The following is a 24,088-nucleotide window of genomic DNA, read 5'->3' on the forward strand; positions in this document are numbered from 1 at the left end:
TTGGAGAGAGTCGCGGCATTGGCTACACAGCGGCCGCACACAGGCGTGTAACGAGCTGGCGGCATCAACGTTTCGGACCGATTCACCGGGGACGGAGATCACTTCGCTACGGGTGGCAATTCCTACTCCGTATGGTGAGCCCGCATTTGGTTCTGACCACCCTTCGCAATGTCGCATGCCACTCTGTGCCCGAGAGGGAAATCCGGGATTGCGCATCCGGTGACCGCAAAGCGTATGAGGAGACGAGATTCACTGTGCCGCCCGATGCCTGCGTGGAAAGCCGGGGAAGCGACGCGGCGGCAGCCGCCGGCCAGATGAGCTGGACAGGTCGTCTGGGAGTCGGCGCCGCCAGACGTTGGCGCTTCGTGGTGGCGACCTGGGTCCTGCTCGCTGTCCTCTCTTCGATTCTCCTTCCCTTTCAGTTGGGCAGGTTGAGCATTCCCACCACCGATATGGCGGACTCCCCAGCCCGTCAGGCCGCCGCGCTCATCAGCAGGGGATTTCCCCGGCTGGGCTCCGAACAGATGATTCTCGCCTTCGACTCGCCGGATCTGCCGGCCACCGATCCCGCCTATCAGAAAGCCGTTTCATCGACCGCGCGGGCCCTGATTTCCCAGGCGGGTGCCGGCACGGTACTGCCGGTGCCCAAAGTGACCGGGCAGAACCCCCGTCATTCCTATGTGTCCATCGGTGTCATGGGTGATGAAGCCGCGCGTCAACGGCGCCTGCGTTCCCTGCAGATGGTCGCCTACCGCACGGCACATGGGACATCCGGTGGGCACGTCAGAGTGGCGGTCGTGGGTCTTACGCCCGTGCTGGCCGAACTGGTCCATGCCGACGTGAACGACTTGCGGCTCGTCGAGAGCGTCACCGTGCCCGCCGCCTTCCTGCTGCTGGCCCTCGGCCTCGGTGCGTTGGGGGCTGCCGCCGTCCCCGTGGTGGTCGCCGCATCGGCGATCCTCGTCAGCACAGGCACTTTGATGGCCATAAGCCTCATGACCCGGGTGGACACCACGATGCTCACCGTGACCACGAGTATCGGCCTCGGGCTCGGTCTGGACTACGCGCTGCTGATCCTCCTGCGCTACCGACAGGCCCGTGCCCGTGGTGACACACCGTACGAGGCCACCGCCCAGGCAACGGCGACGGCGGGTACCACGGTCTCCTGGTGCGCGCTCGTGGTCGTGGCCACCAGCGCGGCCCTGCTGATCATTCCGGTCCGGAACGTGCGCATGCTGGCGTTGGCGGCCATGACCACCACCTGCATCACGCTCGGCGCCGCACTCACCTTGTTGCCCGCTCTGCTGCCCCGCATCGACCGGTTGCTGGACCTTGGCCGCCTCCGCCGGCGGAGGACGGGGCCGGGAGTATCCAGGACCCACCGGTGGTGGACCCGCTGGACGCTTCATCTCATGCGCCGCCCCTGGCCGTACTGTCTGGGGGCGCTCGCGGTGCTGGTCCTGGCCGCCGTCCCGGTCCTGGGCATCCGCCTGGGGCTGCACTACGACCGTACCGCCATCGCACGCACGGAGACCGGCCGAGGGCTGATCCAGATGGAGAACGACCGGCTCGCCAGCGTGACCCTCCTCGCCCTGCCACATGCGCCCGGCGCTCCGCCCGTGGACACCACAGCCCTGGCGACGGCTCTGCGTAACGACCCACGCGTGGCTCTGACCGGCTCACTGGACAACGGCACCGATCTCACCATGCTGGCCGTCGGCGAGCGAAACGCTCCCGACAGCGCGGCCTCAGCCGCCCTCCTCACCCGCATCCGTCAGGTCGCGTCGCGAGTCCTGCCCGCCGGGCAGCCTGTTCTCATCGCGGGACCGGCGGCTGCGCTCAAGGACCTGACGCATACCGCCGTCACAGGCCTGTGGCAGGTGGCGGCGATCGTGCTGACCGGATCCTTCGCACTGCTGCTGGTGCTCTTCCGCAGCGTGCTGATCCCTCTCAAAGCGATCGCGATGAACATTCTCGCCGTCGGGGCGGCCTTCGGTGTGCTCACCGTGGTCGCCAGGGGAACGTCATCGGCGGGTCAGATCAATGTTCTGATCCCGCTGCTCGCCTTTGCGCTGATCTTCGGCCTCTCCATGGACTACGAGGTGTTCCTGGTCCACCGCATCGCCGAGCACTACAGGCGCTGCGGTGACAACACCGCGGCCGTCGCGCACAGTTTGCAGCACACCGCCCAGACCATCACCCTCGCCGCGAGCGTCATGATCGTCACGTTTGCGGGTCTGCTCGCCACGCACCGCCAGGACTTCCAGCAGATGGGCCTGGCAGTCGCCGCGGCCATCGCCATCGACATCACCGTCGTCCGCATTGTTCTGGTGCCCTCGCTCATGCGGCTCCTGGACCACCGCAACTGGTGGCTGCCACGGCCGCTGGCACGTCTGCTCCCCGGGCCGGGGATCGCCCGGCAGGAGGCGGGTCGGCCGGCGAGCCACCACACCGCGCATCAGACCGACTGCACGTCACCGACGCCGACACCGACAGGAGAACAACCATGACCGCCTCGGCTCCCTTTCGCCCCGCGTGGGCCCCCCGGCTCACCGTCGCCATCGCCGCCCTGGCCTCCATCGCGGCGGCCGTCCAGCCCGCAATCGGCACCCCGGCCACGCGCCACCCGCAGCAATCGGACGAAAGTACCCTGCTGACCTGCGCGGTCAGCACCGTCCCGGATCAGCCCCTGTCCTTCACGCCTCCGCTCGGCCAAGTTCCGCGCACGACCACCGTGCACGGAACCCTGTACCTCACCAACTGCGCTTCGCCGGACGGGACTTCGGCGGACCTCCGGTCCGGCACGCTCACCTTCGATGGGAACAGTGAAGCCAGCTGCACCTCCGCAGAGGCCATCCACGGCGAGGGGACCATCACATGGCACGACGCGAACGGCCGCCCCGTCGGCAGCTCGACCCTGCGCCCCAATCTCCACCAGCTCGACACCTACAATCCAGGGGACGCCCTGCTGGCGGGCACCGTCACCCGGGGCTTCCTCTACGGCGCCCGTGTCTCCGGCAGCGCCACCCCCACCAGTGACGTCAGCGGTTGCGTACTGGGCGGGCTGAGCACCATCAGCGGCAGGGGAAAGGTGGCCTTCCTGCGCTGACGCAGCACTGGTCGACGCACCGTTACAGACGCACCTTCAGACGGCCGACACGCGGTACGACGCGGCCTACCTCAGCGGCCTAACGCCCATACACACTCCGCCCGTGGTCTGGAGGCCCGCGTCGCCCCGGCCGAAGGCATCGCGTTCACCACGGTCGCCACGGGGAAGATCCGCCGCTCCGGCAACCCGCTCAAGCTCGTATCGCCGGCGAACGTGCGCGATATGGCGCGCGTGCCGCTGGGTGTCGCCCAGGCCCGCATCAACGATGTGATCCGCGGCGCGCTGCCGTGGCTGCTGGAGCGCGCGAACATGGTGCACCAGTGCGGGCCGGCCCATGCCGAGGCACTGCAACAGCACGCCGCCACCCTGCCCGCCGAACTCGCCGGCCGGTACTACCCGACCGGGTTCGTCAGCCCGGAACTCCCCGACGTCCTGGCGGTCGCCGACGTCGTGACCTCCCGCAGCGGCGCCGGCACCCTGGCGGAACCACCACCCTCGGCAAACCGGCGGTGTTCATCCCGCTCGCCTCCTCGGCCGGTAACGAGCAGGCTCACAACGCCAGGCACCTCGAAGAGGCCGGTGCCGCCGTCGCCCTCCTCGGCGATGTCACCGCCGATGCTCTGCGGCACGCGGTCGAGCCTCTGCTGACGGACTCAGCCCGGCGGGGCGCGATGGCACAGCGGGCTCGGACGCACGGACGGCCGGACGCCGCGGACAGGCCCGTGGACGTGATCCTGTCCGCCGCTTCCGACTGACCGGCGCGGACCCTACGGGAGGCGTCGGGCGGCACCCTCCTCGCACAAGACGACGGCGGCGGCGAATGCGTGCGCGTCCTTTCCCCACGGGTCGGGGGACATTCAGGTCGCCGAGGTTCGGGGGGGTTCGGTGCGGTGTACTCGTCGACCAGGCCATGGAGAGCCCTGAGGTTGCCACGGCTTGTCGGGGGTACCTGGCAGGAACTGGTCCGGTAGCGGCTGCGGAATTCGACCAGCAGCTCATCGGTCGCATCGGTCCCGGCGCTCACCGCGGCGTGGATGCCACCCGTGGTCACGTGTGCACGACATGCGACTTGTCAGGACACCGGGAGTTGCGAAGGGGCACGCCCGCTTCGGGCCGCGGTCTGCTTCACGCATCACCATGCCCGGCCCAGCTCACGAGCCGACAGACTCCCACGACCGGCCCGGCGTGCTCGCTTCAAGGCTGAAATGCGCTCGTGTAACAGCATCAGCAGCCCGCCGAAACGCTGGAGTCCATCAGCGCGCAGTGACGCCCTTCACCACGCACCCATCACCCCCGGCGCCGGGCCCGCGCTCCTCAACTGAGGGCGGGGGTACGGGCGTTCTGGCCCGCACGAGCCGGACAGCCTTGCGCTGCCGCTCCGCCGGATCCCTTGACACCCGATGTCATGTCATGGACATTTCCCTAGACCCTAGTTGGTCCAGGCCAGAGCAGGCCGCCACAGGCGCGCTCATGCAAGTACAGGCAGATACGGGCTCGCTCAGGCCGGCGCAGACAAGTACAAGCACGCTCGGACCAGCTCAGGGAAACCCCCCACACGCCCTGGAGGTCAACCGTGAACAGCCCCGGACTCAGAACCGGTTCCAGAGCAAGATCTCGTTCACCCCTCGCAGCCCTGGCCCTCACCGCCTCCGCCCTCACCGCCCTGGTGACCGTGACCCTGGCCGCCCCCGCCACCGCCACCACCCAGCCGGCCGCCGCCCGGACCACTCCGCCGCCCTCCCCCACGGCCCCGCACACCGGCGTCGTCGTCGGAGCACGCACACCGGCCCGCACACCGGGGCGCGCCCACGCCGTCCGTACGTTCCTGGCAGGGCGCCGGACCGTATCCGGCCCCGCGTGGACGCACCACCCCCGGATCCCCGGCGGCCGGCCGACCACATCGGCTCCCCGGGCGGGCCAGATCACCCACAACTGGTGGGGCGTCTTCCCCCAGCCCGGTACACATGACGGCATCATGGCCACCCATACCGTCGACCCGTCCTACACAGTCACCGACGCGGACAACGTCACCTACGCGCCCACCACCAAGGCCCAGAACTCCTGCATGGAAGTGGTGACCGCGTACACCAACACCGGCAACGAGATCTGGGCGTGGGACTGGTGCGGGACCGTCGGCCCGGCCAAGACCGTCCCCATCGACGACAACTTCCTGAAGAACTACACCCCCGGCAACGGCGGGCCGGCCGCGTACAGCGTGCAGATGGTGCAGGACGACGCCGCCACCAACCGCTGGTCGGCCTATCTCTACAACTACCGGACCGCTGCCTGGGACCTGCTGTTCCAGCAGTCGGGGACGGACCAGAGCGGGCTCAACCACGGCTGGGACATGTTCGAGATCTATGCGAGCCCCAACCCCGCTACGGGAGAGGGGTATTACTGCACGGAGGCACGGAACACCACCTTCGACAGCAGCGCCGTGCAGCTGCGCAGCAACGGGGCCTGGAAGCCCACGAGCCCGTCCGACTCGCCGTGGACCGACACCAACCCCGATCCGAACGCGTTCCTGTGCCCGCCGCTGAAGTTCGTCCAGGCAGGCGCCAATGATCACTGGACCGTCCACCAGTGACTCGGTAGCCCCCGGCGCACAGCCTCCCCACACCATGAGGAAAAGGGCGGCGCACCCAACAGTGCGCCGCCCCACGGCCGTTGGCCCAGACATCGGGGGGCCGACAGGCCCTCGGGTCTGTCGGCAATCTCCCACGTCCTCCCGATGGGCGGGCCCCGCGGTAGGTGCCGGACCGGCGACGGGGCGGGACTGGGCGAGACACCAAGACGGGGTGCGACAACGGTGACCTCACCACTGCCGTGGCGGCCGGTGCCGGCCGGTTTCTTCCGAGGCACCTCGGCAATGTCACGATGGCCGGGACCGTCGTACGGTGCAACGAAGGACTCCCGTACAGGCGTTGTGACGATCTCTCACTCCTCCGTCCCCAGGGAGCCCCACGATGAAGGTCCTGCTCCGACTGCTGGTCCTGGCCGCCTTCCTCTTCAACCTCGTCTCGTATTTCCTCTGGGGCGGTTCACTTCAGGCCCTGACGAGTGTCGGCTCCGGCCTGATCTGCCTGGCAGCGGCCGGAGGACTCTGGCTACTCCGCAGTCGACGCACGGCGCCCAGCTCCTCGGTCGCATCTTGAAATGATCTCGGACGGTGGATCACCGTCGGGTGGCCCATCACCATGAACTGTCCGACGCCGAACGGGAATTCGTGACTTCTCTGCCGCCCCGTCCGGAGCGTGGCCGGAAGCGACCGTTCCAGGTGCCGGCATGCCGCCGCTGAAGCCGTGCCGAAGGCCCTTGCGGATCTGTTCACCGAGCGGGCATCCGCGGCGCTCGGTGTCACGACCCAGAGGCAGGCGTCTGCCTTGCCGGGTGGAGGATTCCTGGGGCTTCGTGCCCCAGGCCCCAGGCCGGCGGGGCTGAGCTGACGCATGTCGCGTTCGGGAGGATGCGCGGGGAACTGCGCGACCGACCTGACTGACCGCAGGCGATCGACAGGACGGTCGGCCGTGTCTTGTTCGTGGCCTTCCGCTCGGCAGGACCATCCTGTTGTCTTTCGGGAATGGTGAGGATCGTGACAGCCGACGTGGTGATCGTGGGGAACGGCGCGCTGGGCCTGTCGATCGCCGTGGAGACGGCGCTGCGGGACCGCTCCCTGCGGATTGCCGTGGTGGGCCCGGAGGCGCGCCCCGGTTCCGCTTCCGTGGCGGCGGGGGCGATGCTCAACTGCTTTGCCGAGGTCACGGCGCGTACCGGTGAACATCCCGCGTCCCGGGCGAAGTTCGCGCTGGCGCGCGAAGCGGCTCGCCTGTGGCCGGGCTGGCTGGACCGGCTCGCCGACGCCGCGCGACCCGTGGCGGTTCCGGTCGGGAGCATCCGGGGGACGCTGGTCGTGCTGGGGGCGCGCTCCACGGGGGACGGCCTGGGCAGCATGCGGGCGATCCGCGCAGCCGCCGAGGAGCACGGCGAGCCCTTCCAGGACGTGGATCCCCACGGCATCGCCGCTTTGGAGGCGGAGGCGGGTGACCAGCCCGTGGACGCCTTGTACTTGGAGAACGAAGGGGCCGTCGACGCGCGCCGTGTGCTCGCGTCCCTGGAGGCCGCTGCGTCAGGGCTCGGCGTCAGGCGCGTCGCCGGCGAGGTGACGTCCCTGGTGACGGCCAAGGAAGCGGTCACCGGAGTGCGGCTGTCCTCGGGAGCGACGCTCCCCGCGGGAGCCGTCGTCCTCGCGGCGGGTGCGGCCAGTGGGCGCCTGATCGAGCAACTGCCCCGGGGCACGGTGCAGCCGATGCTGAACGGAACGGGTGTGGCACTGGAGACCCAGCGCGTGCGGGGCGAGGCCGTGCCGTACGTCGTGCGCACACCCACCCTCGTCGGCGGATGCGGGCTGCACGCGGTGCCGCTCGGGGACGGCGTCGAGTACCTGGGCGCGACCAACCACGTCTACTTCGACGCGCCTGCCGGACCGCGGCTGGGCATCGTCCAGGCGCTGCTGTCCGGCTACATCGCGCAGTTCGACCGGAACATCGCGTTCTCGGCCGTGCGGCGCTGGCATTACGGCCTGCGGCCCGTCCCGCTCGACACCTTCCCGCTCCTGGGCCGCGCGCCGATGCCGCGTCTGTTCTTCGCAACGGGGACCTACCGGGACGGCTTCCACAGCGCCCCGGCGATCGCCCGCCACCTGGCCGGGCTCCTCACAGACGGCGCCGCGCCGGAGCACGATCCGTACGCGGTCTTCGCACCCGGCCGAAAGCCCATCGAGACGATGACGGCAAACGACGCAGCGGAGCGCTTCGCGCAGATGGCACTCCTGATCGCCGTCGAACGCGGCATGAGGCTGCCGTACATCTTCGGCACGGAACCGATCGCCGCGGCGTGCCGACAAAAGGCGCTCGCATGCGTGGAGCGGCTGGGCGTCCCGGTTGCACTGGCACCGGAGATCCTCGGCGCCGTGTCCGAAGCCGACACGAACCGAATCCGGCACGTGGCCGACTATCTCAACGCTGTGGCCGCCCGTCCCTGACCGCGCTTCTCCCCACTCCGCTCCCGCTTGAATCGGCTCGCCCTTCCCACGCCGGCCGGTCGACCTTCGTTCTGTACCCGACGGCCGGCGGGGATGTCGATCGGTTCGCCCTGCGACGCCATGGCACAGGCGGGCATGAACACCCCGTCGATCACGTGAGCCTCGGCAACCCACATGATCAAGGCATCCATGCCCGCCCACCCACCGCGAAAGAACGTCCCGCGCTACGACTTCGCCGAGGCGAGGGGCAGCACGCCGGAGAGCCGCAACAGCTTGCCCTGCCGGTTGCTGACGTAGATCCAGCCGTTGTCGCGGTCGAGCCCGACGCCGCACACCGTGCCGAGACCGTCGGCCACCACGCGCCGAAGGCCCTTGGCGTCGCCGTAGGCCACGGCGACCTCATGCAGCTTGCCGCCGCTCGAGTCGGAGACGTATGCGTTGACCGCGCCGTCCAGCGCTACACGGACGCTGTACCCGAGGTTGGTGGCGACGTTCCGCGGGGCGCCGCCATCCGCGTTCAGGTCGACCTCGTACAGGCCGCCGAGGTCGTACTGCCCGATGTACGCCTTGCCCCCGTTCAGCGCTACGCCGGCGGCCCTCGGCACGTCCCAGGTGCGCTGCCGCGCCGCCGGGGCGCTGGTCAGGTCGAACTCGATCAGCTTTCCGCCATCGACGTCGGTGACATAGGCCTTGTTGCCCGGCAGGTCCAGCGCGACGCCGTACGCGCGCATACCCTCGGCGACCGTGACCGGGGAGGCGGAGCGGTCGGACAGGTTCACCGTGAACAGGCGCTTGCCGCTGTAGTCGGTGACATAGGCCTTGTTGCCCGGCAGGTCCAGCGCCACGTCGTTGACTTGTCCCAGCTTCTCCAGGACCCAGTCTGTGCCGCCGCCGGCGAGATCGACCTTGTACAGCTTGCCGTCGTTGTACCGGTCGGTGACGTACGCCTTTTGGTTCGTCAGGTCCAGCGCGAGGCCATCGGCCGTCCCCAACCCGGTGGCGAGCTCGACGGGAGCCTCTCTCGGGATCTCTCGCTCTCCGCTACCGCCCTTGTAAAGAGGGTGATTTTTCATGTCGAAATTGAGCGTTTCAAGCTCGAAAACCTCGTGCACCCCGGCGAGGGTGGATACGACTTCGGCTTCCCCTTTCTGCATGAACGGCTTTCCTTCATCGGTCAGGTCGAAAGCCTCCGTGACCGTTCCAGTCTCGCCGAGCTTCCAGGCAATCACCCTGGAGTATTTCGGCTCCTTGGCCTGCGGGCCGTCCGGACGGGTTTCCTTGACCTCTACTGGCTCGGGGTAATACAGAGCAACCCACCCGCCGAAGGAGATGGGATATTCGTAGTCGAACCTCCTCACCTGACGTCGCTGCGTGGCCAGGACATCTACCCGGCTGGCAACTTCCCCGCTCAGTGTGGACGACGTCTTGAACGCAGTGGTCAACGAACCACTGACAGAAGCAGTGATCCCGAGCATCAGCTGTGCCGACAATTCCCCGGTGCCCGTGGCGGTACTCGTGGCCGTTGTGGTACTTGTCATTTGCGACTGGGACTCTACGTCAACACCCTGATTGTCTTTGCTGTTCTTCAGGGTAATCTTCTCGGACTGGTTCATCGCCATGCTCTTCTGTAACTGCTGCTGCAGCGATGCGATGACTTTTGCCCCAAAAGTGAGCTGCACCTGCCCCTGGAGCGACCAGCTGATTGTGTTCGAAATCGAGAATTCGACAGTATGTGACCATTTGGTGGGGACGGGGTCGGTTCGATTGACGTACGTCTGCTTGGAAATCACGTCAGGAGGAGGCTGTACGATGTCGCCTCGCTCTTCAACGAGTGGTACCCCCACCGTCATATAGGCACGCCACCCGCGCTCGTGTGCCGTGGCCTCCCCGACGGGAAATTCGCTGAATCGCTCCTTGTTCAAAGAAAACCCGGTAGGGGAGACATACCGGTCCGTTCCGTCTGCCGATTTCCTCTCGGCCTTCCTCTTCAGTTTGCCCTGGTCCCGCTCCAGGATGACATCGGCCCTGTCGGCGATGTGCAGCTCCTTCAGGTTGCGCCCCGTCAGTGGGTGACGCATAAATCGTTCGCCAAGATAGGCTGTACTCACGTTGTTCTTGGTGGCGCCGCCCATGCCCTTCAGTCTCCTCGCGTAGTAGAATTCAACGATGCGTCAGTTACTATTTGTGCGCTGGTTCCGGCCTGGCGTGACCGAATGAGAACTCGTCAGGCTGCCAAGCGGGGATGCTTCTTCTGCGCAAGGGCAGGATCCTGAAACCGGGACTTCTGGACCACCCTTCGACCCTTGAGTCGAATTCCTGATCGACCCTCACTCCTTGGCCGGCCCGCCGTCAGCCCTCTTGACGTTCTTGACCGATTCGTAGTTATCCTTTCTGAATTCTTCCAGCCGTTCGTCGCCGACCTTCGGCCGGTCTTCGTCCCTGATCTCCACCTTCACCTTCTTGAAAGCCTCATCCTTGACCGAAGACGCCATACCGGATGTCGATTCGGGGTTTTCACTGGCTTCCCGCTGCTTGTCGGCTACTGTCTGTGTGTTCTTGAACAGAGGGGCGAGGAAGTTGTTCATGATGCTGAGCGCCTCAGGCGACGTCTCGCGCATGATCTTCGGGTCGCGCGCAACTTCAGGAATACCGTCGTATAGCTCCGGATCGATCCCTTCCCGTTCGGGCCGGGCTCCAGGAATTTTTTCATAGACCTTTTGAGCGGACTCTTCGGCGGACTTGGCTCCACTTCCGCCGCTGTCGAAGATGTTCTTGAAAGACATGAACTTCCCTCCGGATCCTCTCGGTGGGCGCAGAATCACCCCCTGCAAAGAGGGGGATCTTTCTCGCCACGATCAACCATGACTAAGTTCTTCGCATTCGAAGACCTCGCGCGTCCCGGCGCGGTAGCAATATTTCCGGGTTCCGTGTCACCCGCTGTGTGCACCAGGATCATCGCGTGCCTTCCTACCCCTCCGGTGATCTATCTATCCAGCCCGGCCCTGCAGTTTCTCGCCATTCGCCTGGCGGACCGGCTGTAACGTTGTTACTCAGACCACCATGGCGGCTGGAAATGATCCCGGTCGGTTTCCATGTGAACGATTCCCTGAAATGACCCCGCCTGTGACCTGCAACTACCAGCTTGGAGGGGGCGCTTCAGCACGTTATCGAACTGCAGATTGCGTCGAGTCCTGGCCAAATCGGCGGTCCTCATTATCGAGCCGAAACCGGCAAGTCTTCGGTCTGTTGTTCGGGGATGGGTGCCGAAGTCGGAGACATGCGTCGGCTGGTGCCCGCGGGGCGGGAGGATCTGCCGCTGCGGGGCGTCGCGGCACTGGAGTCGGGCGAGGCCGCCACCGTCGCCAGGGCTCGGTTCCCGGACGGCGTGTACGCGAGCATCGGCGCCGCCGAGTCCCCCAACCGGTCCTGGCAGGTCGCGCGTACCGCCCTCCGCTTCACCACCGCGCGCTGGCCCGTCGTCCACCACGACGACGTGAGCGCGCCGGCCTTGCTCGCCCGGCCCCACCGAGCCCGCCGGCCTGACCCGGGCCGCGCCCGCACTCACCGTGTGGCGTCTCCTGGACGTCTTACCCTCGCCCCACCTGCCTCAAGTCAAGGCCTGCTACCGGGACTTGACGGCGACACCGCCATGAGGGGCAGGGGTTGGAGGTCTCTGTCCAGCCCGCCCGAGGGGTGCACGTCGCTCGGACGGCGACTGTGGATATGACATGCGGCTGTGGGACGGCCTGCTGGGAGGTGACGCGCCCAGTCGACCGGTGAGGTGCGAGGCGGGTGCCGCCGCGAGCGGTGGGCCTTCGGCTGGTGAAGCAGATGAGCAGAGGCGACGTCCCACTCGCGGTCAAGGGCCAGATGTCCCGCAGCAAGGACAGCCGTCGAAAGCGTCGTCGGTGTGGAAGGGCCTCGCTCTCCGGCCACTGGGATGGGAGCACTGTCGTAGGGCACGCCGCGCGGACGGACTCGCCGGCCAAGGCGGGGAAGATCACCCCCGGGCATTCAGCGGAATGGGGTGACCTGATGTGCCGAGAGCAGAGAGATGCCGTTGACCTGCGGGGGTGCGAGTGGCTACGTCGTATCCGCTGCAGCGAGCAAGGCACCTTTCTGGTGGTCGAAAGTACAAGGGTGGGCCCGTCGGCTGTCCGTGGTGGCTGACGGGAAGAGGCCGGCGGGGCACGCGGGGGCGGTGCTCCTGCGGATCACCCGCAAGACGCTTCTCGCCCTCCCCGACACGTCCGACACCCATCGCGGCTGTGATCGACGCGAAGCCTAGGCAGCCTTCGGGCGGTCGGCGGGCGCGCGGTCCAGGCTGCGCAGGGCGAGCAGCCCGCCGATGCCCGGGACAGCCGCCAGCAGCACGCGTCGCCCCGTCGAACGCGGATCGCGCCAGGTGGCGATCACGCCGTAGAGCCAGGCGAAGCCGTGGACCGGGCCGGTCAGCGCGGCAACCGTGTGCGCGTTGAGCGTCGCCATGTTCGTGAACAGCACGGCGAGGGTGACGAACTCGATCGTCGCGGAGATCCTCAGCGGCATGCGAGTGGCCATCGTCTTCACACCCCCGTCGTCGAGCCGGGGCGGACGATCATCAAGACGGTGACCGTCGCCCACAGCAGATTGAAGATCCCGGTGAACACGGCGAGTCGAGCGGCGGCGGATCCCTCCACCACCGCTTCACCGAGGCGATCCTCCAGGGCGGCGAGTGCGGCCTGCTGGCGCGGCAACACCAACAGGCCGAGGACGACCGCCGCCGCCGCGGTCAGCGCGATGGAGGTGATCAACCAGGGGCTGCCGAGAACGTGCAGCTCGCTGGCAACGGCGAAGCCGAACACCGGCACGGCAATCCCGATGTGGGCGTAGACCCGGCAGATCCGGTGCAGCAAAGCGACGGTGACGGTGCCGCCGACGTCGCCGTCCGCGGCGGCGCGGCGCAAGGCCGTGGGGAACATGCTGGCGGCCACGGTCACCGGGCCGACCGCGATGATGGCGGCGAGGACGTGCAGGGCGAGCAGGAGTTTGGTCACCGGACCGTACTCCCCACGCTGCTCCGGGTGCCGGCGGAAAGGTGACGCGTGGATGGTGCGGGCATGTGTGAGTACGCCTTCTCAGGTGCGGGGCAGCAGTAGGAGGCGCGGCCCAGAGGCGGGCCGCCGCCGAGATCGACCCTAGAAACCCGCCCCCGCGACTCCCAGCGGCTGGAACGACAGAAAGCAACGGGATCTCGCCATCCCTTTGACCTGCGCGCTTGTGCACCATAGGAAGAAAGGGCGTGGTCAGAGCTGTGGCCGATAACTGAGGAGTCCTAGGTGCACACCGTCGCGGTCCTGGCACTCGACCGGGTCATCCCCTTCGACCTGTCCACGCCCCTGGAGGTGTTCGACCGGGTGCGGCTGCCCGACGGGCGACGCCCCTACCAAGTGCGGGTATGCGCCATATCTCCGCAGGTCCAGGCGCGAGGCTTCGTGATCACCGCGCCCTGGGGACTGGAGGGCCTGGCCGACGCCGACACCGTGATCGTCCCCGGGCGTGCGGAAGGGGCGCCCCCGCCCGCCGAGGAGGCACTGGAGGCGCTGCGGCAAGCGGCGGCCCGGGGCGCGAGGATCGCCTCCCTCTGCGTCGGCGCGCTGGACCTGGCCGCGACCGGCCTACTCGACGGGCTGCCCGCCACCACCCACTGGGCCGCGGCGCCCGAACTGGCCCGCAGGCACCCCCAGATCGAGGTACGCCCCGACGTCCTCTACGTCGACAACGGCCAGTTCCTCACCTCAGCCGGAGCCTCCGCAGGCATTGACCTGTGCCTCCACATGATCCGCCGTGACTGGGGCTCGGCCGTGGCGGCAAGCGCAGCGCGCCTGGCCGTCACCCCTCTCGAACGGGAAGGCGGCCAGGCCCAGTTCATCGTTCACGCCCAACCACCGGTCCCCCGCGGGTCGGCCCTGGAGCCGGTGCTCTCCTGGATGGAGGAGCACCTGAGCGAGGAGCTGACCCTCGAACTGCTGGCCCGGTGCGCCGGGATGAGCCCGCGCACCTTCAGCAGGCGATTCCGTGAGCAGACCGGCGCGACGCCGCTGCAGTGGCTGCTGCGAGCCCGGGTCCGTCGCGCGCAACTCCTGCTGGAGAGCACCGATCACACCGTCGACCGCATCGCGGACCAGGCCGGCTTCGGGTCCCCGACAGCCTTCCGGGAACGCTTCAAACGGGTCGTCGGAACCTCCCCGCAGAGCTACCGGGCCGCCTTCCGCGGTCGAGAACAGACATGAAAGCCAGGGGCCGGGTGCCACGTCGGCACCGAGGCCGTCGGCGGGCAGGTGCACACAGCCGTTCCCCCCATGGCTGCGACACAGACCCATTGCCCGGAACGGGAAACCGACCGCAGCGTCCTGTGAGGTCGCCGGGACGGCCAACACCTGGCCCGACCGGTCAGCTGACCGGATCGGACTCCTCGCCGGCTGGCGAGAACCCGTTGAAGGGTGTCACGAACGCCACTGGGATCGGGCGCCTCCCCTGCCTAGCGTGAACCAGGAAATCGGCCCTTGCCGACAAAACCTTCACCCTGAGGGACCTGCGGATGCACGTTCAGATCGTCTTGTTCGACGGCTTCGACCCGCTCGACGTGATCGCCCCCTACGAAGTCCTCTACGCCGGAGGCACCGCCGGCGACGGCGCCGTGACCGTGGAACTGGTGTCCGCCGAGGGCCCCCGGGAGGTCGTCAGCGGCACCGGAGCCCTGGCGTTGCGCGCCACCGCCTCCCTGGACCCGGACCGCCCCGGCCTGGTGCTGGTCCCCGGGGCCTCCGGCCGCGTCGGCGATCCCGGGGAGATGCCCGACCAGGAAGCGTGCGAGGAAGGCGAGTGGCGCCAGGACGAGTTCATCTCCGTCCTCCTCGGCCGTACCCTCACCACGGAACTGCCCGCCCTCCTCAAGGCGGCCATGGACAACCCGCAGATCACCATGACCGCCGTCTGCGGCGGCTCCCTGGTACTGGCGATGGCCGGGCTGATCGAGGGCCGACACGCCACCACCCACCACATGGGCCTGGACATGCTGGAGGCCACCGGCGTCCACGCCCTGCGCGCCCGCGTCGTCGACGACGGCGACCTGATCACCGGCTCTGGCGTCACCTCCGGCCTGGACCTCGGCCTGTACCTGCTCGAACGCGAGATCGGCCCGCAGATCGCCCATGCCGTCGAGGAACTCTTCGCCCACGAGCGCCGCGGCACGACCTGGTGCGCCCAGGGCCCCGCCCCCGTCGCCCTCTGACGCCCACCACCGCCGACAGCAAGGAGCAGCCGAGACATGTCCGTTGAAGGCACCTGGGACCTGACCATCGCCACCCCCATCGGACGCATCCGGCCCGTCATAGAGCTGAGCCGCCGTGACGGGCAGCTGACCGGGATCGCACACGGCCTGGACGAAGACGTCCCCCTCCAGGACATCGCCCTCGATGGCGACACACTCACCTGGAGGCAGGCCGTCACCAAGCCCATGCGCCTGAACCTCACGTTCACCGTCACCATCGACGGCGACACCCTCGCCGGTACGTCCAGAGCCGGACGTCTCCCCTCCTCCAACGTCACCGGCCAGCGCCGCGCGCACCAGGGCTGAGTCCTTCCCGTGATGCCCTCGCGCACCGCCTGGCGTGTCGCAGGATGCGCATGCGTGAGACTGCCTCCCCGGCACGCGAAACGTGACCCGTACGAGCCCGCCATTGGTGGCACAGGAGCGGGTTCCGCCCGCACGACCGATGAGTTCCACCGTGTCGCGTCGTCTGCGTGTGGGGAACATCCCCCTTCCGCGCCCGCGAGAGACCCGAGATGAGATGACAAGGAGCGTGCACACCGTGGACCAGGAGAACGTGAGCGCCAGCCTGACTGTCGCCGTGCCCGCCGCGAGGGTGTTCGCGGTGCTGGCGGACCCGACGGCCCATTCTGCGATCGATGGCACCGGCTGGGTTCGGGAAGCTGTCGACCGGGCGCCGCTGACCGAGGTGGGGCAGATTTTCCGGATGGACATGTACCACGCCAACCACCCAGACGGTGGCTACCAGGTGGCCAGCAAGGTCCAGATGCTCGACCCGCCGCGCGCCATTGGCTGGCTGACGGGGCAGGAGAAGAGCGACGGTCACCTGGAGTTCGGCGGCTGGTTCTGGCGATACGACCTTGCGCCGCTCGGTCCGTCCGAGACCGAGGTCACACTCACCTACGACTGGTCGGCGGTGCCGCAGTTCATCCGGGAGTACATCCAGTTCCCACCGTTCGACCCTGAGCATCTCACCAACTCCCTGCACCACCTGGCCGAGCTTGCCTCCGGCAGGTGATGCCCTCGACCAGAACAACCATGAGCACGGAGACCTCGCATGCAGACGATGCCGGTCGGCGCCCGCTGTGACCTGACCGACGTCCAGTGGGTGGCACTCGAACCGCGGCTGCCGGGCGGGGCGGGGCCGGGCCGGCAGCCGGATCGCCCGCGGCGGCTTGGCGCTTGGTCGACGGGGTGAGACCTCGTGCACCCCGCGCACACCACGTTGGACTGTGCGCAGTGCGGAGCGGGACCAAACACGCACTGCCTCTTTCGGAACGTACCTATGCCTGCACCGTGTACGGAGCCCTGTCCCCCAGGACAAGAACTCCGCGCGCGTGATGCTGGTCCGGGCTGGTCTCAACCCAGCTCGTGCTGAGGGCGTAAGACCATCTGAGCCGCCGGCTCAGATGGCAGCCTGCGCCAGAAATCCCCGCTCAGCCCTGGAGGGTGAGGAATGCCCTTCCTCTGGGAAGGGGAGGTTACAGCCACGTCCATCAGTACCCCGCAGCAGCGACGGATCTCAAGCCTCGGAACCGGACACAGGGACCACGCACGCGACGACGGTGTCGCGATCCAGCGCTCGAACGGTCTCCGGAACTTCCCAGCATCGGAAACCGCTACCAACAACGGATGGGGTTCCCCTCACACCTGTCGGTTGTCCCAACGGTCTGTCGAAGGTCCGTCGTCCGCACGAAGACACCGCGGGTCACACGTCCCATCGTCTTGTCGGGCACTCGCGCCGACAAAACGATGGGACACCCGGATAGTTGCAGGTCAGCGGCGTGCTCTACGGCAAGTCAGTGGCCTCCAGGACTATGTCTCGCATTGGCTATTCGATTTCAACCCGGCCGCCGGGGGCGGTGCCGTTGTTGTTGGTGTGGCCGGAGGCGTCGGGGGTGCCGAGGTTGCGGCGTACCGAGTCGAGGATGGTGAGGCCCTGGCCGACCAGGCCGGCGGCGATCTCGCCGAGGCCGTCGGTGCCGTTGAGGACGTTGACGTTGGCGCCTGCGAGGCCGGCGGAGGCTTCCTTGACGATCTGCGGGAGCTGGTCGATGAGCATCCGGTCCAGTGCGACCCGGTCGTGTGAGGCGGCGGCCTCGGCCTGGATCTTCATGCGCTCGGCTTCGGCCAGGGCCAGTAGCCGGATGCGCTCGGCCTCCGCCTCGGCGGGCTTGACGACCTCGGCGACCAGTTCCTGCTGGCGCAGTTTGGCGGCGCGCTCGGCGAGTTCGGTCTGCGCGGCCAGTACCTCCTGCTGGGCGTGTGCCTGGGCGAGTGGGCCGGCCTGGGCGGCTCGGGCCTGGGCGCGGTCGACCTCGGCGTTGTACTCGGCCTGCACGACGGCGGTCTGCCGCTGGTACTCGGCCTGGTTGCGTGCCGCCTCCTGCTGGGCCTCGACCGACGCCTGGGTGGCCTGGGCCTGGGCGACCTGGGCCTGCTGCTGGATGGCGGCCTTGTGCGGCGCGGACATCGCCTCGATGTAGCCGGTGTCGCCGTCGTCGATGGACTGGATCTGGAGCGAGTCGACGATCAGGCCGATCTTGGCCATCTCGGTCTTGGAGGTCTCCAGGACCTCGGTGGCCAGCTTCTGCCGCTCGGTGACGATCTCCTCGACCGTCATCGAGCCGATGATGGACCGCAGATGACCGGCGAAGATCCGGCCGGTCAGTATTGCCATCTGGTCCTGGTCGGACAGGAACCGCTGACCGGCGTTGACGATGCTCTCGGTGTCGTTGCCGACCTTGAACGCGATCACGGCGCGGACGGTGAGGGTGATGCCCTGCCGGGTGACGCACTTTTCGGCGACCTCGGCCTCACACATGGCCAGGGTCAGGAAGCGCACCTTGCGGATGACCGGCAGCACGAACTTGCCGTGGCCGGTGACCACTCGGAACGGAGCGCCGCCCTGGCCACGCTTGCCTCCTGAGATCAGCATGGCTTGATCAGGGGCGGGAACGCGGTATCCGAACATTGCTTGTTCTCTCCTTAATCGGCGTCGCCGGGCGACGCGTCCAACGGATCAGCCCACTCCATGACGTCGACCTGGCGATTGCCACGGGACTCGATCACGAGCACCGTCGTTCGTGCCGGAAGGGGCTCGGCGGACCACGCGAGAAAAGCTTCGGAACCCCCGCGGACCCGCACCAGAACCTCACCGGGTCCGGCAGCCCCACGAGTGCCGATCAGCAGCACTCCGGTACAGCCGAATACGGCGTCGTCCCGGACCATTTACCGCCGCCTTTCCCCCGTTGCGTTCGTGGTGCCCGACCCTAACTCACCGGATCTGACCGCGCTCTGTCGGGATGTGTCCGATAGGGCTGGTGAGGGAACGCCGGCCGGGCATGCTTTGAACAGGGCGAATTTGACGCGCCCTTAACGGGCTCATCGCATGTGAGGACGCCGTCGAACCGGTGAGGGTCATCGATCAGACGTCGCTTGCCTTCGGCGAGGATCTCGCTGTTCGCGGTATACCAGGACACCGCCAGCCCCCCTGCGACGACGCGACTTACGGAGAGGTGACCGAGTCCATCGAGACGGCAGAACGCGGTCAGACAGAGCGCGGCGGACATAGCGTGGAGCCTGTCGAGGTCTTTCGGATGGGCAGTGGAGGAAGAACTTCCATCCTGGAAGGCCTCCACGCCTGCCCGCCAACACTCCCGACTGCGAAGAGCCGATGAACGTCGCCGATCAGTAACCGTAGACGTACTGATTGAGGACGTTGTTCGAAGGCGACGGTTGGCTCTTAGTGGTGCCGTTGGGGTGCACCCAACGCGACAGATGTGTCGCAGACGTGGGGCCTGCTTGGATGTACCGAGGTAACGATCACTCCCCCGATTCCGGGTTCTTCCGCCGGTTGGCATTGAAGCGCGCTTTCTTCTGACGATTCCCGCACGTGTTCATGTCGCACCATTTGCGGGTGCGACTTTGACTGGTGTCGAAGAAGGCGGCTTGGCAGGTTGGTGAGGCACACAAGGCCAATTTTCCGTCTCGTTCGCCCGCGATGATGCTGATCGCGTCGGCGGCGATCACGCTGAGGGCATCTTCCACGCAGGAAGCCGAGCTGAGCCGCCATCGCCGCTTGCCCTCGGGCGTCAGGACAGCCGCGGCCCGACCCTGAGCGCTGCAGTCATTGATGACTTGGACAGCAGATGCGGGGAGAGCGTCCTGGATCGCGGCCGCTGTCGCGGCGGCGTGAATCGACTCCCGCAGTTCCCGAGCGAGGTCGAGCTGGGCAGCGGTGCAGGAGTCCACGGCGAGGCCGTTCACTGCCAGCCAGTCGACGAGTCGGTTCGGCGTGGGAATGCGCTCCACGGCGTTGCCATGACGCTCCGACAGAGTGCCCGTGAAGCTGGTCGCCAGCACATTGCCGAGGCGGAAGTCAGGGAACGCAGCACGCATGGAACCACCTTAGCCGGTTGCAGCGTGGCTCGGAGAACTGCTAGAACCGCCTTAGCCGGTTCGCGATGGATCGTGGCCGGTTCCACGATGGTCAGGAGGTCTCATGCCCCGTCTCACCAGCGACGTGCAAGCATTCGAAGCCCACGCAGCTGACGCTGACCTCGACGATCTGCGCGCGCGACTAGCCGCGGCGCGACTGCCGGAGGCCGAGACGGTCCATCGCGCCGCGCCCGACCCTCAACGATGGGAACAGGGCGTTCCTCTGGCCGACCTCGTCGATGTCGTGAACTACTGGCGCACCGGGTACAACTGGCGGTCGTTCGAAGAGCGCCTCAACCGTATCGGCCAGTTCCGCACGACCATTGATGATCTGGGAATCCACTTCCTGCACCGCCGATCCGCGCGCGCAGACGCCACTCCTCTGATCTTGACGCACGGCTGGCCAGGCAGCATTGCCGAGTTCATCGATGCAGTAGACGAGCTGGCAGATCCGAAAGAGGGAGACGCGCCGGCGTTCCACGTCGTGGTTCCATCGCTACCAGGCTTTGGTTACAGCGACAAGCCGGCCACCACCGGGTGGGGAACCGAAAAGATCGCGGCCGCCTGGGTGGAACTGATGGGAAGGCTCGGCTACAGCAAGTTCGCAGCCCACGGCGGCGACTGGGGAGGCAATATCACCACGGTTCTCGGCGGCAGGTTCCCGGCGCACGTTCTCGGCATCCACACAACGTTCGCGGAGGGACCGCCCGGGTTGACAACGGACGGGCTGACGGCGGTCGAGCGCAAGTGGACCGAGGAAACCCGCGATTTCTGGCGCCACCGCGCGGCGTACGCGAAGCAGCAGGCGACCCGACCGCAGACCATCGGCTACTCCCTCGTCGACTCACCGGTCGGGCTTCTTGCCTGGATCCTCGACAAGTTCGCCGAGTGGACAGATACCGATGACAGCCCGTTCGAGACGATTTCCAGAGACCGCGTTCTTGACGACGTCACCCTGTACTGGCTGACGCGGACCGGCGCATCGGCGGCCCGCATTTACTACGAAAGCCACAACTCGCTCGACCCCGAACTTCGGGTCGACGTCCCGTCAGCAATCACTATGTATCCCCGCGACATCGAGAAGTATCCGCGCCCCTGGGCACAGGAGCGGTACCGACAGATCGTCCGATGGAGGGAGCCCGAAATCGGGGGGCATTTCCCGTCGCTGGAGGTTCCCGAGTATTTCGTCAAAGATCTGCAAGAGGGCCTCGCGGCAGTGCTGGCCGCTCATCGGTGAACGCGGCCGGGTGCCGGCACTCGATCACCGCCTGATCCGGCTCAAGGCGTTGTCCGACGGCTTCCGGACCGAGTTCATCGAGTCGGCAGATCGTGGTCGGACAGGGCGCGGCGAAGATGGCATCGGCCGCAGCCCAGCCCACCTGGTACGCCGGCAAGGCCCGTGCGATCGCCAAGCGACGGCGGATGGGTTGCACGGGTAGCCGTCAATCGGCCCCGGTGAGTGGTGAGCAGGGACATGGTGGCGCGAACGCCACTGTGCCTCATCCGTGCCCCCGGTCTGGTCGGGAACGGTGGGCAAGGGCGCAGGTACGCAGGACGGAGGCGTATCGGTGCCGGAGTCGAGTCGTCACGCCTGTGACCGTCGCAGCAGTGACACCAGCAACCCGACGAACTGTGTTGCCGCCCACGGCAGTCGACGGCCGAGCATCGTCTGCACCTGGGCCTCGCGACCGCGGAAGACCGGGTGGTCGAGCGGTACGTAGACGACGCCTTCGGCCGCCGGGTCCGGGTGCAGGTCGCCCAGGTCTCCGACGAGCGCGATGCCACCGCCGGAGCGGACGAACTCGTACTTCGAGGCCATGGCGTCGCAGACCAGCGCCGGCCGGACGGCCAGTCCCTCCAGTTGTACGCCGATGTCGAAGAGGTCGCGCTGGGTGGTTCCGGCCGGGGCCATGGCGAGGGGATGCGCGCACAGCTCGGCCAGGCCGACCCGCTCGCGGTCGGCGAGTTCGTGTCCGGGCGGCACGATGGCGGCCATCGGCACCACGACGGCGCACTCCACCCGTACGTCGTGCTGCGGGCCCATCGCGTACGTGACGGCGATGTCGGCGATGCCCTCGGCCACGCGGCGGGTCGCCTCTTGGTGGGGTACGCGGTCGAGCCTGAACGTCACGTCCGCGTGGTCGCGCCGGAAGGTCGCCATGGCACGGGGGACGAGGCGGCGTGCGAAACCTTCCGAGCAGGCAACGGTGACGTTGCGGACGTCGGCGCCGCTGCCGGTGCGCAGCTCGGTGACGAGCGCGGAGGACTCGGCCTCGCTGCGGCGGACGTGGGCCAGCAGCCGCGACCCGGCATCGGTCAGGGTCATCCCGCGCGGATGCCGGACGAACAGGGGGACGCCGATCCCGGATTCGAGCTTGGCGATCTGCCTGCTGATCGCCGAGGGGGCGACCCGCAGCCGCTGGGCGGCCTCACTCACCGCCCCTGTCCGGGCGACTTCGAGAAAGTACGCCAGGCTCACCGGCATGAGCTGCATCGGACCTCCGTGGGGCGAGCGTGCCACCGACGCATCGGTTTGCCGAGATTAGAACGCGACCGCGCGCAAACGGCAATAGTCAGGCGGCTGGAAACCGTCCTACGCTGCTGAGCCAACCCCGCACAGGCACGTGCCGCCGCATCTGCGCGACTTGTAGGAGTAGCCCTGTGATTTCCGAGAATCTGGTCCAGCAGGCCGAAGATTACGTCGACTCGGGGGCGTTCTTCGCCGACCTGAGCGCGATGGTCCGCTACCCGACGGAGAGCGCCCGCCCCGGAGGCTACATTGCTGTCAAGGCATACCTCGACGAGGTTCTCGTACCCGCGTTGCACGGCCTCGGGTGCTCCGTGGTCGCGTACCCGAACCCGGACTCCTCCGGCGGCCCGTTCCTCGTCGGCACCCGCGTCGAGTCCCCCGAGTTCCCCACCCTGCTCTGCTACGGCCACGCCGACGTGGTGGACGGTCACGCCGGCCGGTGGAGCGAGGGCCGCGACCCGTGGACCCTGACCGCCGACGGCGACCGGTGGTACGGCCGTGGGGCGGCCGACAACAAGGGGCAGCACCTGGTCAACCTCGCGGCGCTGCGGCTGCTGCTGGCCGAGCAGGGATCACTCGGCTTCAACCTGACCTTCCTGTTCGAGACCGGCGAGGAGGTCGGCTCGCCGGGCCTGGCCGACTTCGCCGCCACGCACCGCGAACAGCTGCGGGCCGACGTCCTGGTCGCCTCGGACGGGCCGCGCCTGGACGCGGCGACGCCGACGCTGTTCCTCGGGGCGCGCGGCGGCGTCAGGCTCCTGCTCGATGTCGACCTGCGCCCCGAGTCGTACCATTCCGGCAACTGGGGCGGCATCCTGCGCAACCCCGCCACCACCCTGGCCGGTGCCATCGCGAGCCTGGTCGACGGCCACGGCCGCCTCCAGGTCCCCGCGCTGCTGCCGCCCCCGATTCCGGCCCCCGTACGCGAGGCGCTGGCCGGCGTCACGGTCGCCGGCAACCCCGGCGACCCCGCCCCGGACGAGGGGTGGGGCGCGCCCGGCCTGACCGCCGCCGAGCGGCTCTACGGCTGGAACACCCTTGAGGTCCTGTCGCTCGGCTCAGCCGACATCGACCACCCGGTCAACGCGATCCCCGGCCGGGCCCGCGCCGTCCTGCAGCTGCGGTACGTCGCCGGCACCGACGTGAGCCGGATACGGGAGATCGTCGCCGAGCACCTGGCCGCCCGCGGCTACCCGATGGTGGACGTGACCGTCCGCAGCAGCTTCCCCGCCAGCCGTACGCCGTTGGACGACCCGTGGGTGGACTGGGCCAGGACGGCGCTGGAGCAGGTCACCGGCAAGGCCGTCGCCGTCCTGCCCAACATCGGCGGCTCGCTGCCCAACCACGTCTTCACCGACATCCTCGGCCTGCCCACTCTGTGGCTGCCGCACTCCTACCCCGGCTGCCTCCAGCACGCACCCGACGAGCACCTGCTCGGCACGATCGCCCGCGAGGGCCTCGTGCTGGCCACCGCGCTCTTCCACTCCCTCGGCCATCCCTCGGCCGAGCACCCGCTCCCCGCCCGTGCCGAAACCCACCGACCGCGCGCCGTCCGCGCCGGCGCCGACGCCCCGTTCTCCGCCCGCGACTGAGCAGACCACCGACTCCCCCACACCTGCTCGGCCGACTTCCCGCCACCCATGCCCCGTTCGGCCT

The 24,088-nt window shown here is 68.0% G+C and carries 19 protein-coding genes and 2 pseudogenes; 13 read left to right on the plus strand and 8 right to left on the minus strand.

Annotation, left to right across the window (positions count from 1 at the left end):
• Positions 1-254 precede the first annotated feature (254 nt).
• The 6 genes and pseudogenes from GR130_RS21260 to GR130_RS21285 all read left to right on the plus strand — a co-directional run bounded on the left by GR130_RS21260 (position 255) and on the right by GR130_RS21285 (position 8,150).
• Entirely contained in the window at positions 255-2,510 is a 2,256-nt protein-coding gene (locus GR130_RS21260; protein ID WP_159506165.1) for an MMPL family transporter, read from the plus strand.
• The gene (locus GR130_RS21265; RefSeq protein ID WP_159506166.1) at positions 2,507-3,109 is read left to right on the plus strand and encodes a hypothetical protein; all 603 of its coding nucleotides are present in this window, start codon (positions 2,507-2,509) and stop codon (positions 3,107-3,109) included. Before GR130_RS21260 ends, GR130_RS21265 begins: the two co-directional genes overlap by 4 nt.
• 96 nt (positions 3,110-3,205) lie before the next feature.
• Positions 3,206-3,864: pseudogene (locus tag GR130_RS21270) on the plus strand (UDP-N-acetylglucosamine--N-acetylmuramyl-(pentapeptide) pyrophosphoryl-undecaprenol N-acetylglucosamine transferase); the annotation flags it as partial.
• Between the two features lie 818 nt (positions 3,865-4,682).
• Positions 4,683-5,696: a carbohydrate-binding protein gene (locus tag GR130_RS21275; protein ID WP_159506167.1), complete on the plus strand. Its 1,014-nt coding sequence runs from the start codon at positions 4,683-4,685 to the stop codon at positions 5,694-5,696.
• A gap of 379 nt (positions 5,697-6,075) precedes the next feature.
• Complete coding sequence (locus tag GR130_RS21280) at positions 6,076-6,264, plus strand: hypothetical protein (protein WP_159506168.1); 189 nt, start codon at positions 6,076-6,078, stop codon at positions 6,262-6,264.
• A gap of 437 nt (positions 6,265-6,701) precedes the next feature.
• Positions 6,702-8,150 (plus strand): NAD(P)/FAD-dependent oxidoreductase, encoded by a 1,449-nt coding sequence (locus tag GR130_RS21285; RefSeq protein ID WP_159506169.1) that lies wholly within the window; start codon positions 6,702-6,704, stop codon positions 8,148-8,150.
• Positions 8,151-8,374: 224 nt separating this feature from the next.
• Here the strand turns inward: GR130_RS21285 and GR130_RS21290 are convergent, their stop codons facing one another.
• The 4 genes from GR130_RS21290 to GR130_RS21305 all read right to left on the minus strand — a co-directional run bounded on the left by GR130_RS21290 (position 8,375) and on the right by GR130_RS21305 (position 13,186).
• On the minus strand, positions 8,375-10,282 hold the full coding sequence (locus GR130_RS21290; RefSeq protein ID WP_159506170.1) for a YncE family protein: 1,908 nt from the start codon (positions 10,280-10,282) through the stop codon (positions 8,375-8,377).
• Positions 10,283-10,477: 195 nt separating this feature from the next.
• On the minus strand, positions 10,478-10,933 hold the full coding sequence (locus GR130_RS21295; protein ID WP_159506171.1) for a hypothetical protein: 456 nt from the start codon (positions 10,931-10,933) through the stop codon (positions 10,478-10,480).
• A gap of 1,501 nt (positions 10,934-12,434) precedes the next feature.
• The gene (locus GR130_RS21300) at positions 12,435-12,710 is read right to left on the minus strand and encodes a DUF3817 domain-containing protein (protein WP_236573308.1); all 276 of its coding nucleotides are present in this window, start codon (positions 12,708-12,710) and stop codon (positions 12,435-12,437) included.
• Positions 12,711-12,715: 5 nt separating this feature from the next.
• The gene (locus tag GR130_RS21305) at positions 12,716-13,186 is read right to left on the minus strand and encodes a hypothetical protein (protein ID WP_159506172.1); all 471 of its coding nucleotides are present in this window, start codon (positions 13,184-13,186) and stop codon (positions 12,716-12,718) included.
• A gap of 282 nt (positions 13,187-13,468) precedes the next feature.
• Here GR130_RS21305 and GR130_RS21310 point away from each other — a divergent pair, with 282 nt between their 5' ends.
• The 5 genes and pseudogenes from GR130_RS21310 to GR130_RS40820 form a co-directional block, all read left to right on the plus strand.
• Entirely contained in the window at positions 13,469-14,422 is a 954-nt protein-coding gene (locus GR130_RS21310; RefSeq protein ID WP_159506173.1) for a GlxA family transcriptional regulator, read from the plus strand.
• Positions 14,423-14,730: 308 nt separating this feature from the next.
• Positions 14,731-15,423 (plus strand): DJ-1/PfpI family protein, encoded by a 693-nt coding sequence (locus GR130_RS21315; protein ID WP_159506174.1) that lies wholly within the window; start codon positions 14,731-14,733, stop codon positions 15,421-15,423.
• Positions 15,424-15,459: 36 nt separating this feature from the next.
• Positions 15,460-15,768, plus strand: coding sequence for a hypothetical protein (locus tag GR130_RS21320; protein ID WP_159506175.1), 309 nt, complete (start codon positions 15,460-15,462; stop codon positions 15,766-15,768).
• Between the two features lie 235 nt (positions 15,769-16,003).
• Positions 16,004-16,480: an SRPBCC family protein gene (locus tag GR130_RS21325; protein WP_201304962.1), complete on the plus strand. Its 477-nt coding sequence runs from the start codon at positions 16,004-16,006 to the stop codon at positions 16,478-16,480.
• Between the two features lie 183 nt (positions 16,481-16,663).
• Positions 16,664-16,880, plus strand: a pseudogene (locus GR130_RS40820) (RNA-guided endonuclease TnpB family protein); the annotation flags it as partial.
• A gap of 413 nt (positions 16,881-17,293) precedes the next feature.
• On the opposite strand, the gene GR130_RS21335 reads toward GR130_RS40820, so the two are convergent.
• The 3 genes from GR130_RS21335 to GR130_RS21350 all read right to left on the minus strand — a co-directional run bounded on the left by GR130_RS21335 (position 17,294) and on the right by GR130_RS21350 (position 19,863).
• Positions 17,294-18,436, minus strand: coding sequence for an SPFH domain-containing protein (locus GR130_RS21335; RefSeq protein WP_159506177.1), 1,143 nt, complete (start codon positions 18,434-18,436; stop codon positions 17,294-17,296).
• A gap of 14 nt (positions 18,437-18,450) precedes the next feature.
• Positions 18,451-18,693: a hypothetical protein gene (locus GR130_RS40825; RefSeq protein ID WP_159506178.1), complete on the minus strand. Its 243-nt coding sequence runs from the start codon at positions 18,691-18,693 to the stop codon at positions 18,451-18,453.
• Between the two features lie 594 nt (positions 18,694-19,287).
• Entirely contained in the window at positions 19,288-19,863 is a 576-nt protein-coding gene (locus GR130_RS21350) for a CGNR zinc finger domain-containing protein (protein WP_159506179.1), read from the minus strand.
• Positions 19,864-19,966: 103 nt separating this feature from the next.
• Between GR130_RS21350 and GR130_RS21355 the strand changes: the two genes are divergently transcribed.
• Entirely contained in the window at positions 19,967-21,139 is a 1,173-nt protein-coding gene (locus tag GR130_RS21355; RefSeq protein ID WP_159506180.1) for an epoxide hydrolase family protein, read from the plus strand.
• A 348-nt stretch (positions 21,140-21,487) separates the two neighbouring features.
• On the opposite strand, the gene GR130_RS21365 is transcribed toward GR130_RS21355, so the two are convergent.
• On the minus strand, positions 21,488-22,396 hold the full coding sequence (locus GR130_RS21365) for a LysR family transcriptional regulator (RefSeq protein WP_159506182.1): 909 nt from the start codon (positions 22,394-22,396) through the stop codon (positions 21,488-21,490).
• A gap of 167 nt (positions 22,397-22,563) precedes the next feature.
• Between GR130_RS21365 and GR130_RS21370 the strand changes: the two genes are divergently transcribed.
• Complete coding sequence (locus tag GR130_RS21370) at positions 22,564-24,024, plus strand: M20 family metallopeptidase (RefSeq protein ID WP_159506183.1); 1,461 nt, start codon at positions 22,564-22,566, stop codon at positions 24,022-24,024.
• The last annotated feature ends 64 nt before the right edge of the window (positions 24,025-24,088 follow it).

It is taken from the genome of Streptomyces sp. GS7, from assembly GCF_009834125.1.
Taxonomy (GTDB): Bacteria; Actinomycetota; Actinomycetes; order Streptomycetales; family Streptomycetaceae; genus Streptomyces.